Origin of the sequence: Vibrio aquimaris (genome assembly GCF_009363415.1) — a bacterium.
In the GTDB taxonomy this organism is placed as follows: domain Bacteria; phylum Pseudomonadota; class Gammaproteobacteria; order Enterobacterales; family Vibrionaceae; genus Vibrio; species Vibrio aquimaris.
The window spans coordinates 1,674,284-1,698,336 of the sequence record NZ_CP045350.1; the positions used below are offsets into that span (position 1 = coordinate 1,674,284).

The 24,053-nt window shown below is 44.0% G+C and carries 15 protein-coding genes; 3 read left to right on the forward strand and 12 right to left on the reverse strand.

The window, feature by feature from the left end:
• The first annotated feature begins 294 nt into the window (after nucleotides 1–294).
• The gene (locus tag FIV01_RS07850) at nucleotides 295–1,341 is read left to right on the forward strand and encodes a GGDEF domain-containing protein (protein ID WP_152430501.1); all 1,047 of its coding nucleotides are present in this window, start codon (nucleotides 295–297) and stop codon (nucleotides 1,339–1,341) included.
• On the opposite strand, the gene FIV01_RS07855 is transcribed toward FIV01_RS07850, so the two are convergent.
• From FIV01_RS07855 to FIV01_RS07905, 12 genes are all read right to left on the reverse strand, one after another.
• Entirely contained in the window at nucleotides 1,338–2,003 is a 666-nt protein-coding gene (locus FIV01_RS07855; protein WP_152430502.1) for a DUF2726 domain-containing protein, read from the reverse strand. The two genes, FIV01_RS07850 and FIV01_RS07855, sit on opposite strands and share 4 nt — an antisense overlap.
• A 169-nt stretch (nucleotides 2,004–2,172) precedes the next feature.
• Nucleotides 2,173–2,610 carry a hypothetical protein gene (locus FIV01_RS20730; RefSeq protein ID WP_246210376.1) on the reverse strand — a complete coding sequence of 146 codons (438 nt, stop codon included), beginning with the start codon at nucleotides 2,608–2,610 and terminating at the stop codon, nucleotides 2,173–2,175.
• A 164-nt stretch (nucleotides 2,611–2,774) separates the two neighbouring features.
• Nucleotides 2,775–2,906 (reverse strand): hypothetical protein, encoded by a 132-nt coding sequence (locus tag FIV01_RS20865; protein WP_281361257.1) that lies wholly within the window; start codon nucleotides 2,904–2,906, stop codon nucleotides 2,775–2,777.
• 35 nt (nucleotides 2,907–2,941) lie between these two features.
• Complete coding sequence (locus tag FIV01_RS07865; RefSeq protein WP_152430503.1) at nucleotides 2,942–3,703, reverse strand: substrate-binding periplasmic protein; 762 nt, start codon at nucleotides 3,701–3,703, stop codon at nucleotides 2,942–2,944.
• A 154-nt stretch (nucleotides 3,704–3,857) separates the two neighbouring features.
• A complete protein-coding gene (locus tag FIV01_RS07870; RefSeq protein WP_152430504.1) occupies nucleotides 3,858–15,968 on the reverse strand; it encodes an Ig-like domain-containing protein in 12,111 nt (4,036 codons plus the stop codon).
• Between the two features lie 499 nt (nucleotides 15,969–16,467).
• Nucleotides 16,468–17,643, reverse strand: a complete 1,176-nt coding sequence (locus FIV01_RS07875) for a tetratricopeptide repeat protein (protein WP_152430505.1) — start codon at nucleotides 17,641–17,643, stop codon at nucleotides 16,468–16,470.
• Complete coding sequence (locus FIV01_RS07880; protein ID WP_152430506.1) at nucleotides 17,640–18,257, reverse strand: energy transducer TonB; 618 nt, start codon at nucleotides 18,255–18,257, stop codon at nucleotides 17,640–17,642. The genes FIV01_RS07875 and FIV01_RS07880 overlap by 4 nt, the downstream gene beginning before the upstream one ends.
• Nucleotides 18,257–18,661, reverse strand: a complete 405-nt coding sequence (locus tag FIV01_RS07885; protein ID WP_152430507.1) for an ExbD/TolR family protein — start codon at nucleotides 18,659–18,661, stop codon at nucleotides 18,257–18,259. Before FIV01_RS07885 ends, FIV01_RS07880 begins: the two co-directional genes overlap by 1 nt.
• A complete protein-coding gene (locus FIV01_RS07890; RefSeq protein ID WP_152430508.1) occupies nucleotides 18,658–19,215 on the reverse strand; it encodes a MotA/TolQ/ExbB proton channel family protein in 558 nt (185 codons plus the stop codon). The genes FIV01_RS07885 and FIV01_RS07890 overlap by 4 nt, the downstream gene beginning before the upstream one ends.
• Nucleotides 19,215–20,564, reverse strand: coding sequence for a MotA/TolQ/ExbB proton channel family protein (locus tag FIV01_RS07895; protein ID WP_152430509.1), 1,350 nt, complete (start codon nucleotides 20,562–20,564; stop codon nucleotides 19,215–19,217). The genes FIV01_RS07890 and FIV01_RS07895 overlap by 1 nt, the downstream gene beginning before the upstream one ends.
• On the reverse strand, nucleotides 20,565–21,326 hold the full coding sequence (locus tag FIV01_RS07900) for a DUF3450 domain-containing protein (RefSeq protein WP_152430510.1): 762 nt from the start codon (nucleotides 21,324–21,326) through the stop codon (nucleotides 20,565–20,567). It lies immediately after the preceding gene.
• Between the two features lie 206 nt (nucleotides 21,327–21,532).
• Nucleotides 21,533–22,306, reverse strand: coding sequence for an MBL fold metallo-hydrolase (locus FIV01_RS07905; RefSeq protein ID WP_152430511.1), 774 nt, complete (start codon nucleotides 22,304–22,306; stop codon nucleotides 21,533–21,535).
• 364 nt (nucleotides 22,307–22,670) lie between these two features.
• Here FIV01_RS07905 and FIV01_RS07910 point away from each other — a divergent pair, with 364 nt between their 5' ends.
• Together FIV01_RS07910 and FIV01_RS07915 are read left to right on the forward strand one after the other, a co-directional pair.
• The gene (locus tag FIV01_RS07910) at nucleotides 22,671–23,399 is read left to right on the forward strand and encodes a glycerophosphodiester phosphodiesterase family protein (protein WP_152430512.1); all 729 of its coding nucleotides are present in this window, start codon (nucleotides 22,671–22,673) and stop codon (nucleotides 23,397–23,399) included.
• 221 nt (nucleotides 23,400–23,620) lie between these two features.
• Nucleotides 23,621–23,995, forward strand: a complete 375-nt coding sequence (locus FIV01_RS07915; protein ID WP_152430513.1) for a hypothetical protein — start codon at nucleotides 23,621–23,623, stop codon at nucleotides 23,993–23,995.
• Nucleotides 23,996–24,053: the final 58 nt, after the last annotated feature.

A 24,053-nucleotide genomic window follows, 5' to 3' on the forward strand; every position in this document is an offset into this window, starting at 1 on the left:
TTTCATCGATAGGCGAAATTAAAAATAACGCTTCAGAATTAATTATTTACGTGAACCAAATTCCAATATAAGACAATTTTATAACGAGCATCTGAAATACTAGTTTTTCTGAAATATTCAATAAAACCATATACTTCAATATCTTATTTTCATAAGGTTTTCAGTTAGTTCCTAATAGACCCTAAGTAGTTACTATTGTGTGATCCTAGTTCAAGATAGTGCTTGATCCCACATGTGAAAAGCATACTATTATTCGATATTCATATAAACACATATTCATACAAGGCTGATCTAATGGAGCTAGATATCTTCAACCCCTCGAGGCACTTGCGTCGCGCAGTCTTGTTCGGGCTCAGTGCTTTACTGGGCTCCCTCTGTCTGATAGGTGTAATAGTCAATGGTTTTTTTGATGATTACCCTCAAGTCGCATCTGCACAGGCATTTTTTTGCAGTTTCTCATGCTATGTCGCCTTTCATAGCTATAGAGGCAATACCTCACTCTTGCTATCTAATGGCTATATCTATTCTTTTATGAGCTTAATTTCCTTTAATACTTATACTTATTCAATAGATAATGGTGTCTTGGTCTGGAGCTTCCTTTACCCTGTGCTCTCATATCTCATATTAGGTAAGAGATACGGTATGATAGCGACTATGGTTGGTTTTGTTGCTCAATTCTGTCTAATAATCGACAAATGCATCCTTAGTAAGGACAACATAATTTGGGAGCTTCCACTTAATTTCGTTACTGCTTACTTAAGTGTTTGGTTGGCCAGCCACGTGCTAGAGGTTAAACGAAAAACCTCCGAAACCTCGCTAGGTCAATTGGCTTCTCGTGATGCCTTAACAAGTGTATATAACAGACATGCTCTCATTCATAATTTTGAGCGCTATAGACAGGAGAGCGAAAAGCTGCCGTTATCACTGTTAGTATTAGATCTCGATTACTTTAAGCAAATCAATGATAAATATGGCCATGATGTGGGAGATAAAGTATTGGTGCAAACGGCCGCCCTGATTGCCGGTTTAAGTGATGAGCACCTTGTATACCGAATAGGTGGCGAGGAGTTTTGTATTGCACTTCATAACACTACGATTAAGAATGCCGTAAGTAAAGCAGAGGAGATTCGAATCGCCATAGAAAACCATACATTTAATACACCCGAGCAACCGATATTTCAAACAGCAAGTATTGGTATTTATCAATGCGATCTTTTCAACGACCTAGATAGTGTGCTGAGAAACGCCGACAAAGAATTATATAAGGCTAAGAAAAATGGGCGTAATCAGGTAATGGTATGTCACGAGCATAAGGAGACCATCATGGGTGCGTTGAGCTAAGCGATATCATCTTCTTCGTCAAAAATAACATTGTAATTTTCTGTATACGTACATTGAGGCTGTCTACTGCATGTGAAAAAGCGGCGGCCCTTAAAATCACCTTGTGTTGCTGTCTTGATGACCATGGGACTACCACAACGCTTACAGAAGCGCACTTCTTTCTCAGATTCAATCAAATCAATGTGTGTCGCGAGTAAACGTCTCAAACGACTCACCTGATAGCTATGTTTGACTGAAGTACCAATGAGAGGAATACCAGAAGATTTACACACATGCATAAGAAGCTTTTGACGTTCGACTTTTCCCTTATCAAGCTCTCGGCCATCATCTAACTCTATCACTACACGAACCTGTAAGGTTCTTGGGTCGCATACAACATAATCGAAATAACTTTTGGAGATACGATTGTTGGCAATGAACCACTTCTTTTTATTGGTTTCTAATGGGACTATCACACTGGTCATGTTGACCTTAGACATAATAATACCATGTTGACCCACAGCGCTTAATAAAGCATTGTAAAACGCCGTTTCTTTCATATTTAACAAAGCGCCTTTCTTCTTATAGTGACTGTCTTTTAGCTCATCTTGTTTCGCATAACGCTTTTGAACGAAAAAAAAGAATAGCACCAGTAAACCAACAACGATAAAAACACTTTCCATAATCTGTTATACACTCTCCAACTGGTCGGAAACAGTATGATGCACTTTTGAGTTTATACGCTAACTTGGTGTATAAGTCAGTTTTTTAAGACAATTCAAAGCTATTTGTGAGAGCTAGCTTTGGGTAAACTGAGATTTATAACAACCCTTTGGTCTGGGGTTACTCGTTCTAAGGTGTGTTGCCAATGTTTTCAATAAGCGTTCCCATAAAACCGCTTGCTTTGGCCCGCTGCAACGTCTTTTCTATAGCCATTTGATAGCCATCGGCGGATTCAGAAAGGTAAAAATTGAAGTCATTATCATAGACAAGCATCAAGCGTTGTTCGATAGCAAGATGATCATTTTGCTCTGCTTCATTAACAATTTCAGTCATTCCCCTAGGAAAATAATTGACCTCACCATCAGAACTTATTTTCGAGTATAGTGTTCTCCACTCTCCATCTTCGACATGAACAGGCAATTGATTCATTTTCCACACATCTATGTCGTACCAGTTCATACCAAGCCCTGCCACCATTATAGATTGCTGTAGGTCTTCTAGGTTGTTAATCGTGTCGAACTTGTTTTGACGTTCAGGCGGGATGAGTAGAATTCGTTTACCTATCATTCCATTCGTTAAGGGGACTCTGACTAGTATGTATTTTTGATTGCGCAGCTCCGTACCGATTGACTAAGTCAAAGAAAGCTGTCCGGCTTCAACCATCTTCACTGCGCGCTTTTGTGGTATATGTTCCATGGGCGTATTAATTGTGACATTGTAACCGTCGTCAGTTAAGACAGTATATAAAAGTCATGATAGAACTTGTGGCCGCCGTCTTGCAGAGAAGGTAATGTGAGTGTCATCTTTTCTTGTGCAGCTACAGATTGGCAGAGCATGAATAGTACGATTGCTAACTGACGCATATACCCTTCCTTATAGAAAAAATTATCTGATGCAGCTATTTGTACTTAGCGACGATCTCCTGATATTGAGACTGTTCTGACTCATTTTTCTTATCTTTGACTGCATCTATACCAAGCTGCAGTTTTTCAACTAGTTTATCATCTACTCCTTTGTTGAACGCGTAGTATAATTCACCATCACTTAACACAAATACAGGCTCATAATCATCAGTATTATAACCTTTTTTCCTTAACCACCATTTAGCTACATTTTCTTCATATGCCCATATGTCAATACGGTCTTTGGCGAGTTGATCGGCAATGTTTTCTGGTAGAGAACCTTCATACATCCCATCTCGAGGAACCCCGAGCTCTAACATCAACTGTTCCCCTACATCATCACGTATTACGCCAATTCTGTATTGGACGAAATCTAATGCAGCTTGAATTTTAATACCGCGCGATTTCTTGGCCATCGCAACAATCCGTGTAGTGCTTAGTGGTCCTACCCATTTAAATAAATGTTCACGGAGCCGTGTACGGGTAGTTGCAAATAAAACTGCATCAGGTTTTATTAACGTTGTGCGATAAGCTCTTGCCCATGGCTGAACTTCAATATCATCCAATGTCAGATCGACGCCCTGCGATTTTGCAGCAGCAATGAGCAAATCAATCGAAATACCCTTTTTTTGTCCATCTTGAGTGTAATTGTAAGGAGGGTATTCTTCCGTAAGAAAACGAAGTTCATTCAATTCAACAGCACTTACAGAGAACGGTAGTAACAGCAAGGCAATTGATAATCTCAGTAGTGATTTCATAGTGACCATCAACTAATAAAGGTTTGTCTATTAGTAAACTGTAGAGCTGTATCTATCATTCGTCCAGATTAAGCAACCTCATAGCTTCGCTGCCTGTATATTATGATAAAAGCGGGACGAGCTATGAGTAATAAAAAAGGCCTTTCGGCCCTTTTTATTCATGTATCATCATGAGTTCATTCAGTAAATTGGATAAGTCACTGCCTGTCACACTTCCCGTACTTAAATCAAGTCCACTGAATTGATCTACCACATTTTCCAATTTGATTGACTGATGTTGGCCACTATCTCGTTGAATGACTAGCTCAATATCATTATTGTCAATGTTGGCTGATATATCAGAAAGAAGCTCATCTATAGTTTCACTTCCTACCAACAAATCTGAAACGTTAATTTTGTCTTCGGACACGTGGAAATCAGTTATGATATCTTTACCTCCATCAAGATCGCTTCCCTTCCAAACAAACTGGTCTTGGCCAGATCCCCCCGTTAAAATGTCATCACCCTGCCCACCGATTAATATATCATCACCTTGGCCGCCGAGGAGGATGTCATCTCCAGCGCCACCATCTAGAGTGTCATTACCACCTTGACCATACAAGATGTCATCGCCCAAGCCACCCTGCAAAATATCGTTTTGGTCATTTTGGTGTGAAACATCAAAGTTACTGTAGTTTTGACGCACAAAACTATTGATGCTTTCGCTAGAAACATCGGCTAACGGATCACCCGTTTCTGCAGCAACATACTTTTGGAGAGCAGAAATACCTTGTCCATCAATACTGTCAAAATTGATGAGGTCACCGAACAAGATATCATTGCCATCGCCACCAATAATCTCGTCCTGTCCCTGGTTTAAAGCAACTTCCTGACCCAGAATCGTCTCAGCTAATCTATCTACGTTGATATTGGATACAACCGTCCCATCCGAATCATACTCAGACAAAGTTGCGGCATTAATACCATCTCCAATACCAATAGCTTCAATGGAAGACATGAGTAGCAAAACTTGATACATGTGGCGAGTCTGTATCGTGATTGAATTACTATCACTATATCTAAGGCCATTTGAGTGAGTTAGATTACCCAAGGTCGACCCCGTCAATGGTGATTTAACTGCACCAAAGCTAGAGACGAGCTCTTGTCCTTTATATAACACCGAAGTGCCAATCTGGTAGTCGGATGGTAAAATATCATCCAAGGTGACGACCTCCTTATTAGAGGTATCGAAATCTAGAACCACTTCGTCAAATCGATTTTCATCCAGTTTATGTTTATGGATATAGTTGGGGTTACCATCGGTAATGAAATAGGTGATGTTCTCAGCTTGCTCATTTGTGTTTGCATCAAACCATTCGATTGTAGCATCAAAACTGGCTTCATAATTGGTGTAGCCGCTACCTGAATCCTCAATATCGCCCAATTGAGAAATGAAATCAGCTCGCGCGCTCGGTGAATTCAAGTCAACTGAAATGGTCACCCCCGTACTAGTAGCGAACTCAGTTAAAAGCATATTCACTTTGCCAGTGTTAGGCCCAGAGTTAACAGTGCTATATAATTGATCAAATACCTCAATAATTTCCGACTTCGCTGTTGCTACGCTATTGTGCATACTACCTGAGGTATCTAGGACAAAAGCAATATTATAATCCTGACCTGCTATAATCTGAACTCCCTGTACATCCCCGACAATCAAATCATGAGTGTCGCTTCCTTCAATAACATCATCTCCATGAGAACCAGATCTCATTGCATAATCGACGGGGTCAGGCAGTACATGCAGGTTAATGAACTGGCTTACCGATTCTGAAGTTGCAGGTGCATTATCTTGCGCTGTTGCAATTAACTCAAGTGGATAGTCACCTTCATCTAATACATAAACCTCAAGCCCAGTTAAATCATCAGTCCACGCTGATAAATCAACACTGTTTTTTCCATCCTCTGTTGCAAGAACACTAATGGAGTTACCATTACCATCACGAATGACGGAACCCTCAGGTAAGCCATTTAGCAAAAGTGAAAGCGTTTCTGAGCCATCAGTATCGTTTAAGCTTACCGCAATCTCACTTAATGAGATGTAGCTGTCCTCGAACCCTATATTATTGGCTTTCTCAAGTTTAATATCGTCTAGCAATGCACCGTAGCTATTTGAAGAAGTCTCAGACTCAAAGACGATTTTATAACTGCCGCTCGAAGGCGTCTGGAAGTTTATGTCCTCTGTTTGCCAAGTTAGACTCTGTTTGTCTGTGTAGTCAAATAATACTTCTCGAATCCCATTTTCATCTTCAAGAAATACCGTCATTGGGGAGTCGTTCATTCTGCGAGCGACAACATCAAAAGACAATGTGTAGAATTGACCTGCGTCTGCACTAAATTCCGTAAATAGCTGATCATCACCACGACGTCCTTCTAGTTCGTACAATTGGTTATCACCATCTGAACCACGTCGATAGACACTTTCCTTACCAACCTCGTTGTACTGTCCAGGATTATCAGTACCCCAAGTACCTAACACTCCATCTGCCTGCGTCAATTCGCTGGAAGTCACATCGCCACGCCACGAACGATTAGACAAATCGATGGTGTCAAAGGTGTTCAAAGAGATGACTTCTGGCTCAGATACAGTAATCGTAGGAGCGTCTGTTTGGGCATCGACTTGAACATTGATATCATGATCTTCGATCAACTCATTATCAGCGGTATACCCTTGTACCCTAAGTACAAAGTTTTCATCACTGTTGTTGGGCGGTGTTATGGTAAGTTGCTGTAACTGCTGTACGGTTAACTGCGCCTCTCCATTGGATATAGAAATCGGAGCATTGCCCGATGCTAACACTGCACCTGGCGGTATGTCACTGACTACTAGTTTATCAACTGAACTGTCTTGAGGAAGGCTAATATTGAGAGCAATATTACTGTCTTCAATACCCGCGGAACGTTGTTGTACAGACAAATCAGGAACTTCGCTCACGGCAATAATAGTGGTCGCGATATCTGAATTTTGGCCATAAGAATCGGTCACGTAAAACTTTATTTCACGATCCGTTTCATCAGGGTTTTCGCTGGTATTCTGATATTTAATCCCTTGCAAGAATACTTCAAACTCGGCAGCAGAAGCGCCATCGAGGACATCACTCGTAATAAGGAGGCTCAGACCAGAGGCAGTACTGCTTTGGCTAACTGTAAACCCGGCCATAGGCAACCAAGTAAGCTGGTCTCCGTCATGACGCTGAGTTAATGAAACATGCATAGAGTGGAGGGTATCTTTATCATCAAAGATGTTAGCGTCTGTATCCGCAACAGCAATCGGACCATCACCTTCTGTAAAGTCAGTGATAAAGTCTATATTGGTGTCTTGCTTGGCGACTTTAATAATAAGATCATTATAATCATTATCATCATTAGCATGATCTACTTGATCATCGAAGTAAATGATAGTATCACCGTTATCGTCAAGGGTAGTCCTCATTAGTGACGCTTCATCATGACTTAACAGTACTTCGGCATTACCCTGAATGCTGCCATTGATCATCAATCGACCATCTGAGTTAACCTCAAAAGTTGCATCCGATGGTACACTATCAACTAGATTCGCCCCGTCAGCAATAAGGAAGTATTCAACGTTGTCTAAGCTGTCAAGAGAAGCAAGCACAGGTTCAAAACCACTTTGACGAGAGTCATGAGAATCTGACATCAGAATTTGCAGCTGCTGGGTATCAGACGCTGGATCATAAACATAATAACCAAAGACATTACGGTAACCTGCATCTTCACTAACAAATTCAATCTGGTATTGGCTACCGTCTAAATCTATTAATGGCTTTTCATTGTCTTCAATCGTCGCTTTCGCATTTATCGGGGTTGACTGATGTTCAGTGCTTGCAGCGAGCAAAAATGTCTCATTATTTTCTGAAACTTCATCATCAACGGTTTTAACCGCAACAGAAAACTCGCTTTCACCCGCTGGCAAGTTAAATTCGAACAAACCATTTTGAACAGAGACGATCTGCGTTTGTTCGGGAGAGCCATACGTTATTGTAACTTCACTGCCATCATAATCTTCTGGTGACGATGCTTTTCTCTCTTTTAGCTCTAGTGTGATAGAAGTGTCTGAGCTACTTTGGCTCGAAAGCACTACATTAAAGATGGCATCGCTTCCTTCAGCCACAGTATCTTCACTGACACTTGTTACGATTGGGCGGTCATCATCTAACCCTGTACTACCATCATCGATGATGGTTGATACTTTGGAATCCGAGCCCTGAGCACCTTCCACACCGTTCACGACCAACGCAAAACTCTCAGCTCCCTCATAAATAGGTTGAGCATTATCATCAGTGGTGTGCACTGTCACACGAACCTCGGTCACTCCAGCAGGTACAACAAGGTCGCCATTATCAGCAATTGAGATAGACTGCCAGCCTTGCCCATCGTGATAGGCCGCATCCATATTACTGATATCAGACGCATCCGTTTCTGAATGAGAAACCAATAGGTTCACTGTCACCGCTTGCGCTGTAGTTTTGCTTAGCGACAACGTAAACTCTGCGCCAGAGCCCTCACTCACATCACCTCCTCCCGAGACCGACACGAGAGGGATATCGACGTTATTAATCACACCAGACGCGTTTTCTCCTCCAACAACCAAGGTGTAATCTTCAGCATGCTCGTACACACCATCCAGCACGGTTGGGATCACAACAGAGAACGCATTTATACCGACAGGTACTACTAATTGTTGATGAACCGCATCATAGGTAACACCATGCGTAAACACCGCTTGACTCAAATCAACATCTGCACTGTCAGCAGTATCGGTGTTAGGTTGACCAAACGTCACACTGTATCGCGTTTCTTGAAGGACGCCTTCCTCCAAACTCACCTGATAAACAAGGTTGTCCCCTTCGGTCACCGTCTCATCAAGCATCGACACCGAGCTCACCGCCACATCCTGAGGAAGCGGGTTCACCACTATCGATACTGTGGCCTCAGAGTAACCACCTTTGTCATCTGTGATCACATAATCAAAGCTGGTTTCACCGACAAAACTGTCTTCCAAGTCGATATAAACAACACCATTTTCAATGCGTGCTTGCGCATTATTCACATCAGACACATGAGTAATGCGAATGTTGTCGCCATTAGGGTCAACATCATTACCCAGCAACTCAGTGACTGGGATCTCTAAAACCTCACCTTGATTGGCCGCATAAGCACCCTCTCCTGATGCTTTAAAACCCGTTAAGAAATAATCTGAGGAGTCGCTACCACGCGCTGGAGTATTGGTGAAGTCAAGCGCTTCAAACACAACGCTATCAAAAGCAACCCCACCTAAATCCTCTTCATCAAAATGGTAAGTGCCTTGGTTATTGCCTTCATTCGCCACAAAGGTGCCACTGGCAACAGGGTTATCGCCAAGATAAGCCACCCATTTCCCTTGCTCGTGATTCCCACTTCCTCCCTCATCTTTAAACAAGTTCGAGATTTCAAAACTGAATTCTGTTGCAGGCTTGTCCAGTGAAACGGTTAACTGCTCTGACTCCCCATCTTCTCGGTTATATTGGATCTGAGCCCCTGGTCCACCGTTTTCATCACCAGATACGCCGCGTTTTACACCGCTTTCGGTGGTGATGGTTTTCTCTTGACCTTGATAACTCGCGCTCACACTCACCCCATCGTGTGACCAAGAACTGGAGTTAAATGTGCCTAATGCCACATCAAAACCAACGGGGTCATCCGCTGCGATAGGCGCCGCGTTTCCTTCAACTAAGGTCACCGTGTGCTCATCACTGTAGTTGCCATCACTGTCTACAGCACGATAATCAAATGTATCGCTGGAAGAGGCTTCTAAATAACGAAGCTCCCAGTTACCTGGCCCCTCTGTGGTGACAATAACAGACTCAATTTCTCGTCCCTCTGGCGCGTCAATGGTGGCCACATGGAACAAATCTGTATTGCCTGAGGTCTCTTTGGTCACCGGAACGTCAATCACTGAGCCATCGTCTAATACCGCCTGCACAATCGCGGTCGTTTCATGGCTATGGCCATCTTCAAACCATCCGCCCAATCCATCTAGACCAAGTTCAATTGAAGTTGAAGGGCGGTCACTCAAGTCAATCGTGATGGTTTCGCCTTGCTGTATACCACCATCGTCACCAACACCGAGTCCATACCCAATATGGCTGGCCCCTGCAAAGTACTGAGTAAGTGGCTGACTCGCAGAGGTAATGGTAATTGCATCGCCATTATCAAACTGCATCACTCGCTGAGCTGGGTTGCCTTCAACAGCTTCACCCCAGTTTAGGAACGTGCTTTGACTTGCATTGCCATCCATCCCTTCTGGCGCTTGCTTAACACCAAGCACAAACCCTGTGGATTCACTGTCATTCTCGTAACGAATAAGGTTTGGATCACTGAAGACGGTACCTTGCTGAAGGGCCTCACCATTGGCTGAAAATGTCGTGACATCACTGGCCTCAATCAACTGATTATCGTAGTAGAGCTGCCCTGATTGAGGGAGCTCTGTGATCACCACACCCACCGACGTGTTGCTTGCATCATCTTCATCATCTGAAATATGGTCTTGCGCGACGTCGTTGCTATCGAAGACAATACCCGCGTGACCATTGGCATCCAATGCTACACTAAAGTCTTCTGCTTGAGGCGGGTTATCGGCAAAGTCCAGAATCGTTGCACTGGCGCTCGCTGACGTTCCTAGTACTGTATTTTGCCCTGCTGCTACAGAGAGAGTGAAGCTCTCATCACCTTCGTAAGCCGTATCCTGCGCCGTTACTACCCTTACATTGACCGAATCAGAGCCGGCAGGCACTCCAATTTCCCCAGAAGCTGGCACATCCTGCCATACTCCATTCGTATCTTGATATTGATAAGCAGCGATATCTTGAGCTGAGGTATCACCTTGTTCCAAAGTCAGTACGAAGGAAACCGCAGAGGTTGCCGTATTTGAGAGTAGAACAGTGAAGTGCGCCGTATCACCTTCTGCAATCTCTCCCCCTCCTGTAATGGAAACAGCTGGGCGGTCTGAATCATCGGTAATCGTACCTGCGCCTGACTCAGTGACAGTAAAACTCTCACCGCCCACCGTTGCTGTCGCCCGAGCGTCTAGGTTAAAGGTTTCTGACCCTTCAAAAATCGTATCATCTGAAGTTTGTACCGACACCTGAATGTCACTGGCATTACCCGGTATGGTGTACGAACCATCATTATTCGCCGCCGCGGTATAACTTGTTCCCTCGACCTTGTAGGTCACACTCAGTGGGTTCGAAGCAAAGTCCGCTAACTCAGCGCTTTGTCCATCGACATCGATCGTGAATTCATAACGAACATCACCATCCACTTCATTCGACAGAGCCACATCAAACAGCGCTGCCTGTCCTTCTACTACCGTCTCTGTGCTGACCGACAAGGTTGGTGTGTCGGCATTGTTCATGCCGTCGCGGTCATCGGTAATCGTACCTGCGCCTGAATCAGTGACAGTAAAACTCTCACCGCCCACTGTCGCTGACACCCGAGCGTCTAGATTAAAGGTTTCTGAGCCTTCAAAAATCGTATCATCTGAAGTTTGTACCGACACCTGAATGTCACTGGCATTACCCGGTATGGTGTACGAACCATCATTATTCGCCGCCGCGGTATAACTTGTTCCCTCGACCTTGTAGGTCACACTCAGTGGGTTCGAAGCAAAGTCCGCTAACTCAGCGCTTTGTCCATCGACATCGATCGTGAATTCATAACGAACATCACCATCCACTTCATTCGACAGAGCCACATCAAACAGCGCTGCCTGTCCTTCTACTACCGTCTCTGTGCTGACCGACAAGGTTGGTGTGTCGGCATTGTTCATGCCGTCGCGGTCATCGGTAATCGTACCTGCGCCTGAATCAGTGACAGTAAAACTCTCACCGCCCACTGTCGCTGACACCCGAGCGTCTAGATTAAAGGTTTCTGACCCTTCAAAAATCGTATCATCTGAGGTTTGTACCGACACCTGAATATCACTGGCATTACCCGGTATGGTGTACGAACCATCACCATTAGCTGCAGCGTTAAAGCTGGTCTCTCCTACCTTATAAGTCACACTCATCGGGTTAGACGCAAAGTCCGCTAACTCAGCGCTTTGCCCATCGACATCGATCGTGAATTCATAACGAACATCACCATCCACTTCATTCGACAGAGCCACATCAAACAGCGCTGCCTGTCCTTCTACTACCGTCTCTGTGCTGACCGACAAGGTTGGTGTGTCGGCATTGTTCATGCCGTCGCGGTCATCGGTAATCGTACCTGCGCCTGAATCAGTGACAGTAAAACTCTCACCGCCCACTGTCGCTGACACCCGAGCGTCTAGATTAAAGGTTTCTGAGCCTTCAAAAATCGTGTCATCTGAGGTTTGTACCGACACCTGAATGTCACTGGCATTACCCGGTATGGTGTACGAACCATCATTATTCGCCGCCGCGGTATAACTTGTTCCCTCGACCTTGTAGGTCACACTCAGTGGGTTCGAAGCAAAGTCCGCTAACTCAGCGCTTTGCCCATCGACATCGATCGTGAATTCATAACGAACATCACCATCCACTTCATTCGACAGAGCCACATCAAACAGCGCTGCCTGTCCTTCTACTACCGTCTCTGTGCTGACCGACAAGGTTGGTGTGTCGGCATTGTTCATGCCGTCGCGGTCATCGGTAATCGTACCTGCGCCTGAATCAGTGACAGTAAAACTCTCACCGCCCACTGTCGCTGACACCCGAGCGTCTAGATTAAAGGTTTCTGAGCCTTCAAAAATCGTGTCATCTGAGGTTTGTACCGACACCTGAATGTCACTGGCATTACCCGGTATGGTGTACGAACCATCATTATTCGCCGCCGCGGTATAACTTGTTCCCTCGACCTTGTAGGTCACACTCAGTGGGTTCGAAGCAAAGTCCGCTAACTCAGCGCTTTGCCCATCGACATCGATCGTGAATTCATACCGGACGTCGCCATCGACGTCATTCGACAGAGCCACATCAAACAGCGCTGCCTGTCCTTCTACTACCGTCTCTGTGCTGACCGACAAGGTTGGTGTGTCGGCATTGTTCATGCCGTCGCGGTCATCGGTAATCGTACCTGCGCCTGAATCAGTGACAGTAAAACTCTCACCGCCCACTGTCGCTGACACCCGAGCGTCTAGATTAAAGGTTTCTGAGCCTTCAAAAATCGTGTCATCTGAGGTTTGTACCGACACCTGAATGTCACTGGCATTACCCGGTATGGTGTACGAACCATCATTATTCGCCGCCGCGGTATAACTTGTTCCCTCGACCTTGTAGGTCACACTCAGTGGGTTCGAAGCAAAGTCCGCTAACTCAGCGCTTTGTCCATCGACATCGATCGTGAATTCATAACGAACATCACCATCCACTTCATTCGACAGAGCCACATCAAACAGCGCTGCCTGTCCTTCTACTACCGTCTCTGTGCTGACCGACAAGGTTGGTGTGTCGGCATTGTTCATGCCGTCGCGGTCATCGGTAATCGTACCTGCGCCTGAATCAGTGACAGTAAAACTCTCACCGCCCACTGTCGCTGACGCCCGAGCGTCTAGATTAAAGGTTTCTGAGCCTTCAAAAATCGTGTCATCTGAGGTTTGTACTGACACCTGAATATCACTGGCATTACCCGGTATGGTGTACGAACCATCACCATTAGCTGCCGCGTTAAAGCTGGTCTCTCCTACCTTATAAGTCACACTCAATGGGTTCGAAGCAAAGTCCGCCCACTCGGCGCTTTGTCCATCGACATCGATCGTGAATTCATAACGAACATCACCATCCACTTCATTCGACAGAGCCACATCAAACAGCGCTGCCTGTCCTTCTACTACCGTCTCTGTGCTGACCGACAAGGTTGGTGTGTCGGCATTGTTCATGCCGTCGCGGTCATCGGTAATCGTACCTGCGCCTGAATCAGTGACAGTAAAACTCTCACCGCCCACCGTTGCTGTAGCACGAGCGTCTAGGTTAAAGGTTTCTGAGCCTTCAAAAATCGTATCATCTGAAGTTTGTACCGACACCTGAATGTCACTGGCATTACCCGGTATGGTGTACGAACCATCATTATTCGCCGCCGCGGTATAACTTGTTCCCTCGACCTTGTAGGTCACACTCAGTGGGTTCGAAGCAAAGTCCGCTAACTCAGCGCTTTGCCCATCGACATCGATCGTGAATTCATAACGAACGTCACCATCCACTTCATTCGACAGAGCCACATCAAACAGTGCTGCCTGTCCTTCTACCACCGTCTCTGTGCTGACCGACAAGGTTGGCGTGTCGGCATTGTTCGCCCCATCGCGATTGTCCGTAATCGTGCCGGTGCCTGAATCAGTGACAGTAAAACTCTCACCGCCCACTGTCGCTGACGCCCGAGCGTCTAGATTAAAGGTTTCTGAGCCTTCAAAAATCGTGTCATCTGAGGTTTGTACCGACACCTGAATGTCACTGGCATTACCCGGTATGGTGTACGAACCATCACCATTAGCTGCCGCGTTAAAGCTGGTCTCTCCTAGCTTATAAGTCACACTCAATGGGTTCGAAGCAAAGTCCGCCCACTCGGCGCTTTGTCCATCGACATCGATCGTAAACTCATACCGGACGTCGCCATCGACCTCATTCGACAGAGCCACATCAAACAGCGCCGCTTGACCTTCCACCACAGTGTCGCCGCTGACCGATAAGGTTGGCGTGTCGGCATTGTTCGCCCCATCGCGATTGTCCGTAATCGTGCCGGTACCTGAATCAGTGACAGTAAAACTCTCACCGCCCACTGTCGCTGACGCCCGAGCGTCTAGATTAAAGGTTTCTGAGCCTTCAAAAATCGTGTCATCTGAAGTTTGTACCGACACCTGAATGTCACTGGCATTACCCGGTGTGGTGTACGAACCATCATTATTCGCCGCCGCGGTATAACTTGTTCCCTCGACCTTGTAGGTCACACTCAGTGGGTTCGAAGCAAAGTCCGCTAACTCAGCGCTTTGTCCATCGACATCGATCGTGAATTCATAACGAACGTCACCATCCACTTCATTCGACAGAGCCACATCAAACAGTGCTGCCTGTCCTTCTACCACCGTCTCTGTGCTGACCGACAAGGTTGGCGTGTCGTTATCAAGAATGACAGTGTTTTGCTCACCGTCGCCCAGAGTGCCAAACCCTGAAGTCACACTGACTTGAAACGTTTCATTACCTTCAAATACCGTATCATTTAAGGTTCCAACAGACACATCCAAAGACGTTATACCAATCGGAACCTCGATCGTGCCATCGGGCCCAACACTAATAATTGTACCGTCGGCAGTCGTAACAGTGACGGCGGTCAAATCTTCAAGTTCAGCAGTGCTCGTAGAAATCGAAAGTGTGATGTTGGTAACTTGGGTTGAGGGCTTATCAAACTCAATAACGTAATTAGCGTTTTCACCTTCGTTTAACGATGAAGGACCTATTAGCGAAACTTCAGGAATAGGAACAACCTCAATATCAACTGATAAAGTGTCGGTCCCTCCATTACCATCATCGACAGTAATGATAAAAGTATCGTTTCCATCAAAATTGGTATTGGGTACGTATGTCCAAGTTCCAGACACTGAGTTTAGCTCTACGCTTCCGTTCAATGGCTGACTAGTTACTGAAAAAGCAAGTATGTCGTCAGGGTTTGGGTCTGTAGCAAACACTTGGCCGCTCACCGATGTATCCTCATTAGTTACGAACGAAAGGTCGTCACCAATGGGGTTGCTGTTAGTATCTGTGAAGGGCGGTGCTTGTTGAAACGCTTGAAACTGATTGAGGAGGGTGAGGCTTTGTGTTGTGGTTAGCCCAAATTGACTGAAGATCCCAGATGTTTCATAATCTGTTCCTGGCGTTGTTATTTCGGCAGTTCTCAGTATGGACTCAATTCCTGACGGACCTGATCCAACTTGACCGCCAGCAGCCGTTGCGAATTCATCCCCCAACTCTGTTGGATCCTGCCCTTCCTCAAGAGCTGCCAAAATCTCATCAATTTCACTGGTGATATCTTGTATATCGTTACCGTCATCTGCTAAGCCGATGTTTAGATTTGGCTCGCTAGGGTTAGGGTTTGAAAGGACCAGTTCGCCAGACTCAACAGTACCACTACCGTCCAATAATCGAACACTACCGTCTCTCTCGATAACTATTGTCTCACCCGCAGCTAGATTGCCAGCAACTATCAACTTTTCAACACTCATTATACTTCCTCTACTAACGCTCCCTGCGGACATAAAAAACCGAACGAAGTCGTTAAAAGCGTTGGTTCTACAGAACCGACTTTGGTTTAAATACCAGCTATTCAAACCTAGTCAGATTGAATAAGCTAGTAATTAATAGCAAACAAGTTTCATATTCGAGATGTCAAACACAGGTTCTAGACATAACGATCAACTGATAACATACATATGTTTTGTAAGTTATTTTTAATATATATAAAAAAAAACAAATACAATTGCTCACTATCAGCTTAGTAGTGACTCCCTAAAAGTGCTATTTTCATTTTTATTTGAATCTAATGATTCTCATTAGTGAGACGCGCGGGTTTGTTTGGAGTAAAATGCGAAGATGTGTGAAAACAGACTCTAATGTTGCCTTTGACAAAGTAGTCTTCAACACTAGGTGTAACATTTGAAATAACTCACCAGACCAAGTTTTTAAAAACATATAGAAGGAGAGCACGCTACACTCTCCGTTTATTTATGCTTCTGTTTGTGGAAGGTTTGAGGCTGCGCCTTGCTGAGACAAAAACTTTATCCAACTTTTGGCTTGACTTGAAGGTTCAAGCTGTTCGGCCCGTTTAGCTTGAGACAAAGCTTTGTCTAACTGTTTGAGTTTATAGAACACACGAGTTTTCGCTAATGCGACAGCCACCTGCCTTCCCTCAACTTTATCAAGCACCGAAACAGATTCTTTATAATATCCTTGCTGGATAAGAAGCTGCGCCAAGTTCCAATTGTATTTCGGAGCCGTTTGCACTGCTTTCTTCCAGATCGAAATTGCCGTGTCCCACTGTTTCGCCAGTTGCCAATATGTGGCCTGCTCGACAAGCAATTGAATGTCTGCCTGCGCATCCTTTAGTTGACTAATTTCGATCGCAGCCCTTTCTGGAATACCTTGTTTGGCATATAACTGAGCAAGGATTCGGCGATCATTTTGGCTCAATGCTAGGCCGTTAAGTTTAGCAAGCGATAAAGTCCCAAGGGCCTGTTTTTCTTTACCAACTTGCACTTGCAAAGTGGATAATTGTCTCCACCACTGCAGCTTTTTAGGCTCTATTTCAATTAACTGGCCTAGTGTAATTATCGCATCATGTGGAAGTTTTAATGCTAACTGAGCACCTAACATCAGAGATAGCGGCTGCAAACGGTCTTGCACATCTTCGTTTAAATAGCGCTTGGCCGACTCGACCACATCATGCCATTGCTCCAACTGGTAATGAGATTGAGCGATACGCAGCCAAATATCATTTTTTTGATGGTCTTTAGGCACCATTTCAACCAGTTGGTAGTAATGCTTAAGTGCTTGCTTAAATTGGCGTTCTGTTAAGTAAAGATCGGCAAGCATGCGTTCACTTACCCAAGCTTGTTCATCTTTTAACAAGCCGCTAGTAACGGCATACTCCATTTGTTCAATAGCATGTTTTGTTTGACCATCTTGCCAGTAAAAAACCGCCATAACTCTTGCTACAAACGCTTTATCATAATCAAATGAAGTATTGGTCTCGCGTAAAACTGTAATCGCTTGCTTGAATTTTTCGTCCTGCGCTAGTTGGTTGGCCTGTTGAAGACGTCCAGCAGTGTAACGACTGAGCTCAGCAGAAGCAGAGAGAGATGAAATAAGGCACACTACAATCAAGGCACATCGTTTAATCATTTTGATAATGTAAACTCCAGTTTTACCGTCTGGCCCTGCTGAGCCACAGCCTTACCATCGACAATCATTGGCTGATATTTCCACTTCTTAATCGCATAAATAGCCTCTCGGTCAAACATATACTTAGGCTCTGATTTTTGAACGTGAATATCAACCGGCTTTCCGGTTGCGTCTATCGTGAACATGACCTGTACATAGCCTTCCACTTTACGCTTTAAAGCCTTTGAAGGATAACGAGGTTCAACTCGATAGAGAGGCATGACTTGCTGCTGAACACCAAAATCACCAAACTCCGGCGCGCTTATAGCTAAACCCTGAATACTGGTATCAAGGCCAAGTAATGGCTTCAGCATATCAGAGATATTCGCTATTGGATTATCAACACGTGATACAGGCTGCTGCTCTGGCATTTGAGGCGTTTTGGGTTGCTCTGGAACACTCCGCTGTCGACGTTGGATATTAGAGTCATTCTCAACAACAAGCATATTAAACCTCAAAGGTGCCTCATCAGTTGGAGCCTGCCTATTATTAATATTGACCATCCAAGCCATTAATGTGAATACTGTTAAAGTGCATAATCCAGCGATTGGAACAGCGACAATCCAGCGCACCATTACTTTTTCTCCGCTGCGAGAGCGATATTCTCGACCCCAGCTTCTTTAGCTGCGTCCATCACCTTAACTACGGTTCCACTATAGGCATGTTCATCAGCCTGAATAACCAAAGCTGCATCGGGCTTGTCCAACAGTAAATGCTCCAACGCCGCTTGAACGCGCTCTACATCAACCACCCTCTTATCTATGTATATATCGTTCGAAGAAGTAACAGCGATAAAGATACCTGCATCTTTCTGGCTAACGGCACTACTTGCTTGCGGACGATTAACTTCAACCCCAGACTCCCTGACAAAAGAGCTGGTCACAATGAAAAAAATCAGCATGATAAACACGATATCAAGCATGGAAGTCAGATCAACCTGAGCTTCTTCTTGTTTATGATGACGTCGGCCCAGTCTCATCGCTGACTCCTTAACGATTTTTCTAATTTAACTTCTCTTACTTGGCAGGCTTTGAGCAAACGAGCATGGAAAAACATGCCAAATAAAGCTGCCACCATACCCGCCATTGTCGGCAAAGTCGCCAACGAGATCCCAGAGGCCATTAACTTAGGGTTACTACTGCCTTGGTTAGCCATCATATCAAAAACCGAGATCATTCCAGTAACTGTTCCCAAAAGCCCAAGCATAGGACAAATGGCCACTAATACTTTAATGATGTTTACATTTTGGTAGAGATTTGTGTGGGCTTGTGCCAACCAACCATCACGAATTGAACGGGCATACCATGAGTCTTGTTCACTCCTTGCATGCCAGCTTTTAATCCAAGATGCTCTGTGTTTGGGGAACTCGACAAATAAGTATATCAAGCGCTCTATCATGAGAACCCAACATAAAGCCACCACCCCAAATAACCACCATAATAGTTGGCCACCTTGCTGCATAAAGCTTTGCAAAGATATCAACCAGTGGCTTCCAGTGACTAACTCGGGCAGCACTGCAATGAATATATCCATTAAGCGACTCTCTCCAGAGATGCCTCATCGCCGACAGAGTCTTTCTCTGCTTGTTGAGCAACTAAAGAAATCCCTTGTTTTTCTAGAGTATTACGAATCAGTTCAGCCTGTGAACTCAGGATATTATGGGCTAGTAAAAGTGGCATAGCCGCAACCAGACCAAGAACTGTCGTCACCAAGGCCATGGATATTCCACCAGCCATCACTTTAGGGTCACCATTACCAAACTGGGTAATCACTTGGAATGTCTCTATCATTCCGATAACCGTACCTAATAGCCCTAACATAGGCGCCAAAGCAGCTAGCAACTTAAGCATGGACAGTCCCTTTTCAAGTTGCGATTGTTCATCAACAACAACTTCAAGTAAGCGCAGCTCAAGTGCCTCAACGCTCAGGCATTTATCTTTTTTGTATACAGCTAATACACGGCCAAGAGGGTTATCTCCCGGTACCTGAGGCGACTTAAGTTGAGTTCGAATCTTTTGACGTGCTTTGGATAAGGTGATTCCCCTAAAAAAGGCGATAATCATGCCAATCAAAAGTAAACCAAGAATCACTTGCCCTACCACGCCGCCAGCTTTCACCCTATCCATCAAGCTTGGACTATGAGCTAGCTGTTCAAGCAACATACCGCGAGTCGGATCCAGTACAATATCCTGCATCGGACCAGAACTAAGCTTAGAAAGAATCGGAGTATTTTCTGGCTGTTTAGGATAAAGCTGCGCCTCATCTTTGATAGCATTCCATTTAAGGTATCCAGCCTCTGAAACTAGGCCCAATGAGCCGACTCTAATAGCCGTTTCTTTCTGTATTTCTCCAGCACCATTGACAAAACTGATCTGGGTGGACATTAGTTGGCTACTCGCTTGTATTTGCTCTTCAAGTGCTTTCCATAACCCAGTAAGCTGCTGCATTGAAGGTAATTCTGTCGCAGCGGCAACCTTTTGTACAATGTCTCTATAGTTTTGTGCATCAGCAGAAGTAACTGAGCTATTTAACTCAGATTCTAATTGCTTCGCATTTTGTCGCACAACTCCAAACACTTCGCCAAGACTTCCCGTCTCAAGTCGAAGTTTTTCTTCTAATTTCGCAAGCTTTTTTTCGTTGTCTGCAAACTCAGCAACCAATTCATTATTGTGTTTTTGGATACTATTACGCTGCTTAAGAAGCGAAGCTTTGAGAGATTTAAGCTCTTTCTCTGTTTGTTGAAACGTGTACTCACGCTTTTGGTTATGCTGGCCTTGGCTAACACTTTCAACTTTTGCTTTACTGACGATGTCATCATTTGAATAAGCAGAAAATGGTAAAACCGATAGAGTCAAAAGACAAATCATTAGTTTAGATTTCATTTATTTTGACTCCAAAGTCTGTGATAGGGGTAATGTGAGTAGACTTGGCGCCGCTTGCTTAGTAGCAACATTAAAGGCTTTGTCTAGATTCGGTTTAATGGAGCTATCAAGCTGTAGCCATTGGTTTTGTAATTGATCCCATACCCATGACTTAGTGCCATCCAAACTGCGTGCAACTAAAGAAACTCTCCCAAGGTGAAGAACTTGTACTTGACGAAGGTTTCCATCCACTGAGATTTTACCTTGATAAGTTCCCAGTTTTATGCCGTAATCAAGTTCTATCTGATATGCTTCAAGAATTCGGCGATACTTTTCCGCATCACTCACATCAGCACGTACCATCATTCTTTCAAGCTTAGAAATACGCTCTAGTCGTGTGGCGTGTTTTATTGGAAGGTCGGATTCTACAAAATCTTTTAATCCAGATATCATTTGATACATAAGAGGCACCACACCTTGACGTGTGTTGTTGATCTCTTCAATTTGACTTTGTAGGTTTAACGCTTCTTGCGACTGGCTCTCGATCAGAGCGGTAAGGTGATTTTGATATACCTGTAAGTTTTTTATCTCTTCCTTGAGCTGATCGATATCTCCTTGAAGGATGAGAGAGTTCTCTGCGACAGTATCTATTCGTTTTTGGCTAGATGCCGAAGCCGTATTGGTACTTAGTTGGATGGACTGCGCGTTTTCAAAGCTTGTTGCGACAGTACTGGTGCTAAATGATGCAAGGATCACCACAAGGCTGGGAGTTATTAGTTTCATAGTGTGTCTATTTCTGGCGCAGCTCAATCACTTATTGAGACGCAATCTCATTTCCATTTATGCGTATGTTAACGTGATTGGGCAAAATTTCAATCAGCTATATGGCTATTACTCAATATAATCTCTCAAATAGCCTGAGCTGAGCAATTTTAACCCAACTTTTAATCAAGACACAGAATAACAACATTTATGAAAATAGAGGTTTATTATTTTTCCGCAAAGCCAAACGACCATACAGAGCTAAGAAGGCTGCGAAGTTTAACTTTTGTTGCCCTCCAATGCGTTGCTGGCGTGCAGGGAGCCACACTAATAAGGTGCTGGTAGGCATTTTCATCCAGTGTTACTTCACCGCCATGAGCAAGTAACAAGGTTTTAGGCTTCATGTTGTAAACCCGCTCAAGTGATTGACGGTATTTATTGGGATGGAAGATTGGAAAAGGAGCAATCAAACGCTTTTTGACTTTCACTATTAAGTCAGCAACATACAAAATATCTTGCTGCTGATGATAAACAGATAGATCTCGATCTGTGTGGCCGGGAGTTTCTAATACCACCCAGTCTTCGAAATGAGGCACAGTCTGACTATCATTTAGCGTGACATCAGGCCGTAAGTACCTAGGGTACCAAAGTGTTCTCTTAGGTTTCTTTAGTCTTCCCGCCACCCATCGAGCAAGTATTAAGTCAGTGAAATGCATAAGCATACCGTCAAGCCCTTCATACCATTGCTTGCTCTTATTCGCCGACACCAAGACACACCCCGTTAGATCTCTGAGTTTATGCGCGGCCCCAGCATGATCTGGATGCATATGTGTGACGATAACCACTTTGAGGTTTGAAAAAGGCTGGCCGATTTCATCGGTAATATAACGTTCAATATGGGGAATATCCGCTCTACTCGCGCCATCTAAAAGCATGAGTTTATCGTCATATTCCACAAGATAAATTTTTTGGATGTAACCATTAATAGCATGTAGCTTCATGTTGTAACACAGTATTAACAAACTCTGACCAGTTTAATTTAGCAACCCATGTTTAATTGAGAAGCTTATAAGCTCCAGAACGTGAAGTCAGACCAGTTATCCATGATGCTATTTGGATGTAAATAAGCTCGAAAGCCGCCCGCCAGTTCGATAAAAAACCAGCGAAAATAAAATAAGACCGCACCCGTTGTAGTCCCAACTAAAACCTAAGTTGCTTTACTCTCTGCGTTCAATTTCGCTACTCTTAAATGACTTATCTGCCAAATTATGATGTCTGATAGTGTCAGATCTGGGTTTAATATGCGATGAAAAGCCAACTTAGAACATGGTCTACCACGGTTGAGCATTAGATATAGGAAAAATAATGAAGATCATTGGTCATCGCGGGGTTGCAGGACACCACCCTGAAAACACCAAAATTAGTATTCAAGCCGCCGCTGAATTAGGGCTTGAGTGGGTCGAAGTCGACGTACAACCAACGAAAGACAATATTTTGGTTATTTGTCACGACCATACCATTGACCGATGCAGTAACGGAAGTGGACGCATTGACGAACAGACGCTCGCAGAACTTCGTCGTTTTGATTTTGGTGCCAAATTTGGCGATAAGCCTGACCAGCAGTTCATAATGACTCTAACAGAATTACTTTTGCTGGCTGATGAATTAAACCTAAAACTCAACTTAGAATTAAAAGTAGATCGACACGATAAAGCGCATGTTGCTCAACTTTTGAAACATGATTTAGAGTCTTCACCCGTTTCCACTGATTCAATTCTACTTTCTAGTTTTGATCATGCGACACTAATCAAGCTGCACACCATTTTACCTGATTATCGAATTGCAGTACTCACAGAAAAACTGCTTCCCCGAGATATCAAATTGTTGGAAACAATATCGGCATTCGGTTGTAACCTCAATTATCGGTTTGCAACTGAAAAAGATGTTCACAAACTCCAACAACAAGGCTATCAAGTCTGGTGCTATACCGTAAATAGGCCCTCAGATATCCAATCCCTTAGCAATTTAGATGGTATTTTCAGCGATTACCCAGAGCGCTTTTTAGACCAGAAACCTGTAAACACAAGAGATTAACCATTCATCAAACCGGTTGAGATCACATATTTGTCTATTAAACATTCAATAAAAACATCCTAATAAATCTTTATTTATTAATAAAATTCATTAGGTTAAACCTATTTTCACCCCACATTCATATAAATACAAAACCATCATTTACAAAGATTTCCTCTTGATCCTTGTAAAAAAAACAAATACTGTTAATTTATACAGCACTGAACATAGGTACAGTATTTATGTTTCATTTACATACAACTAATCGCTTGGCAGTAACACACCATCATTGGGCACATCAAAGTGAATCCATCAAACGCCTAGCTGGACTGTCCGATCAAAAGCAATGGATACTATTTACTGCAGAATGCCCTAGACCAAGCTTGGATATATTCAGCTCCTATAACGTGAACTGCGGGAATATGATTCATTTGAAACCCTCAAAGACTTTGTGTGAACGTGCCATCGTCGAGAAGGCAATAAAATCACGTAATGCCAGTGCAATTGTCGCTTCTAATAAAATCAGTACATTTGATCAAAAGGTGCTGAGTGATTTGGCCGCTGAGTATGGTTGTCAGGTTATTTTTATTGAGAAAGGACACATGCATTACCACTAACTTCGAACACCGATGGATATCACCAGATAATTAGCCCTCTTGTTTATCCGTCTTATCC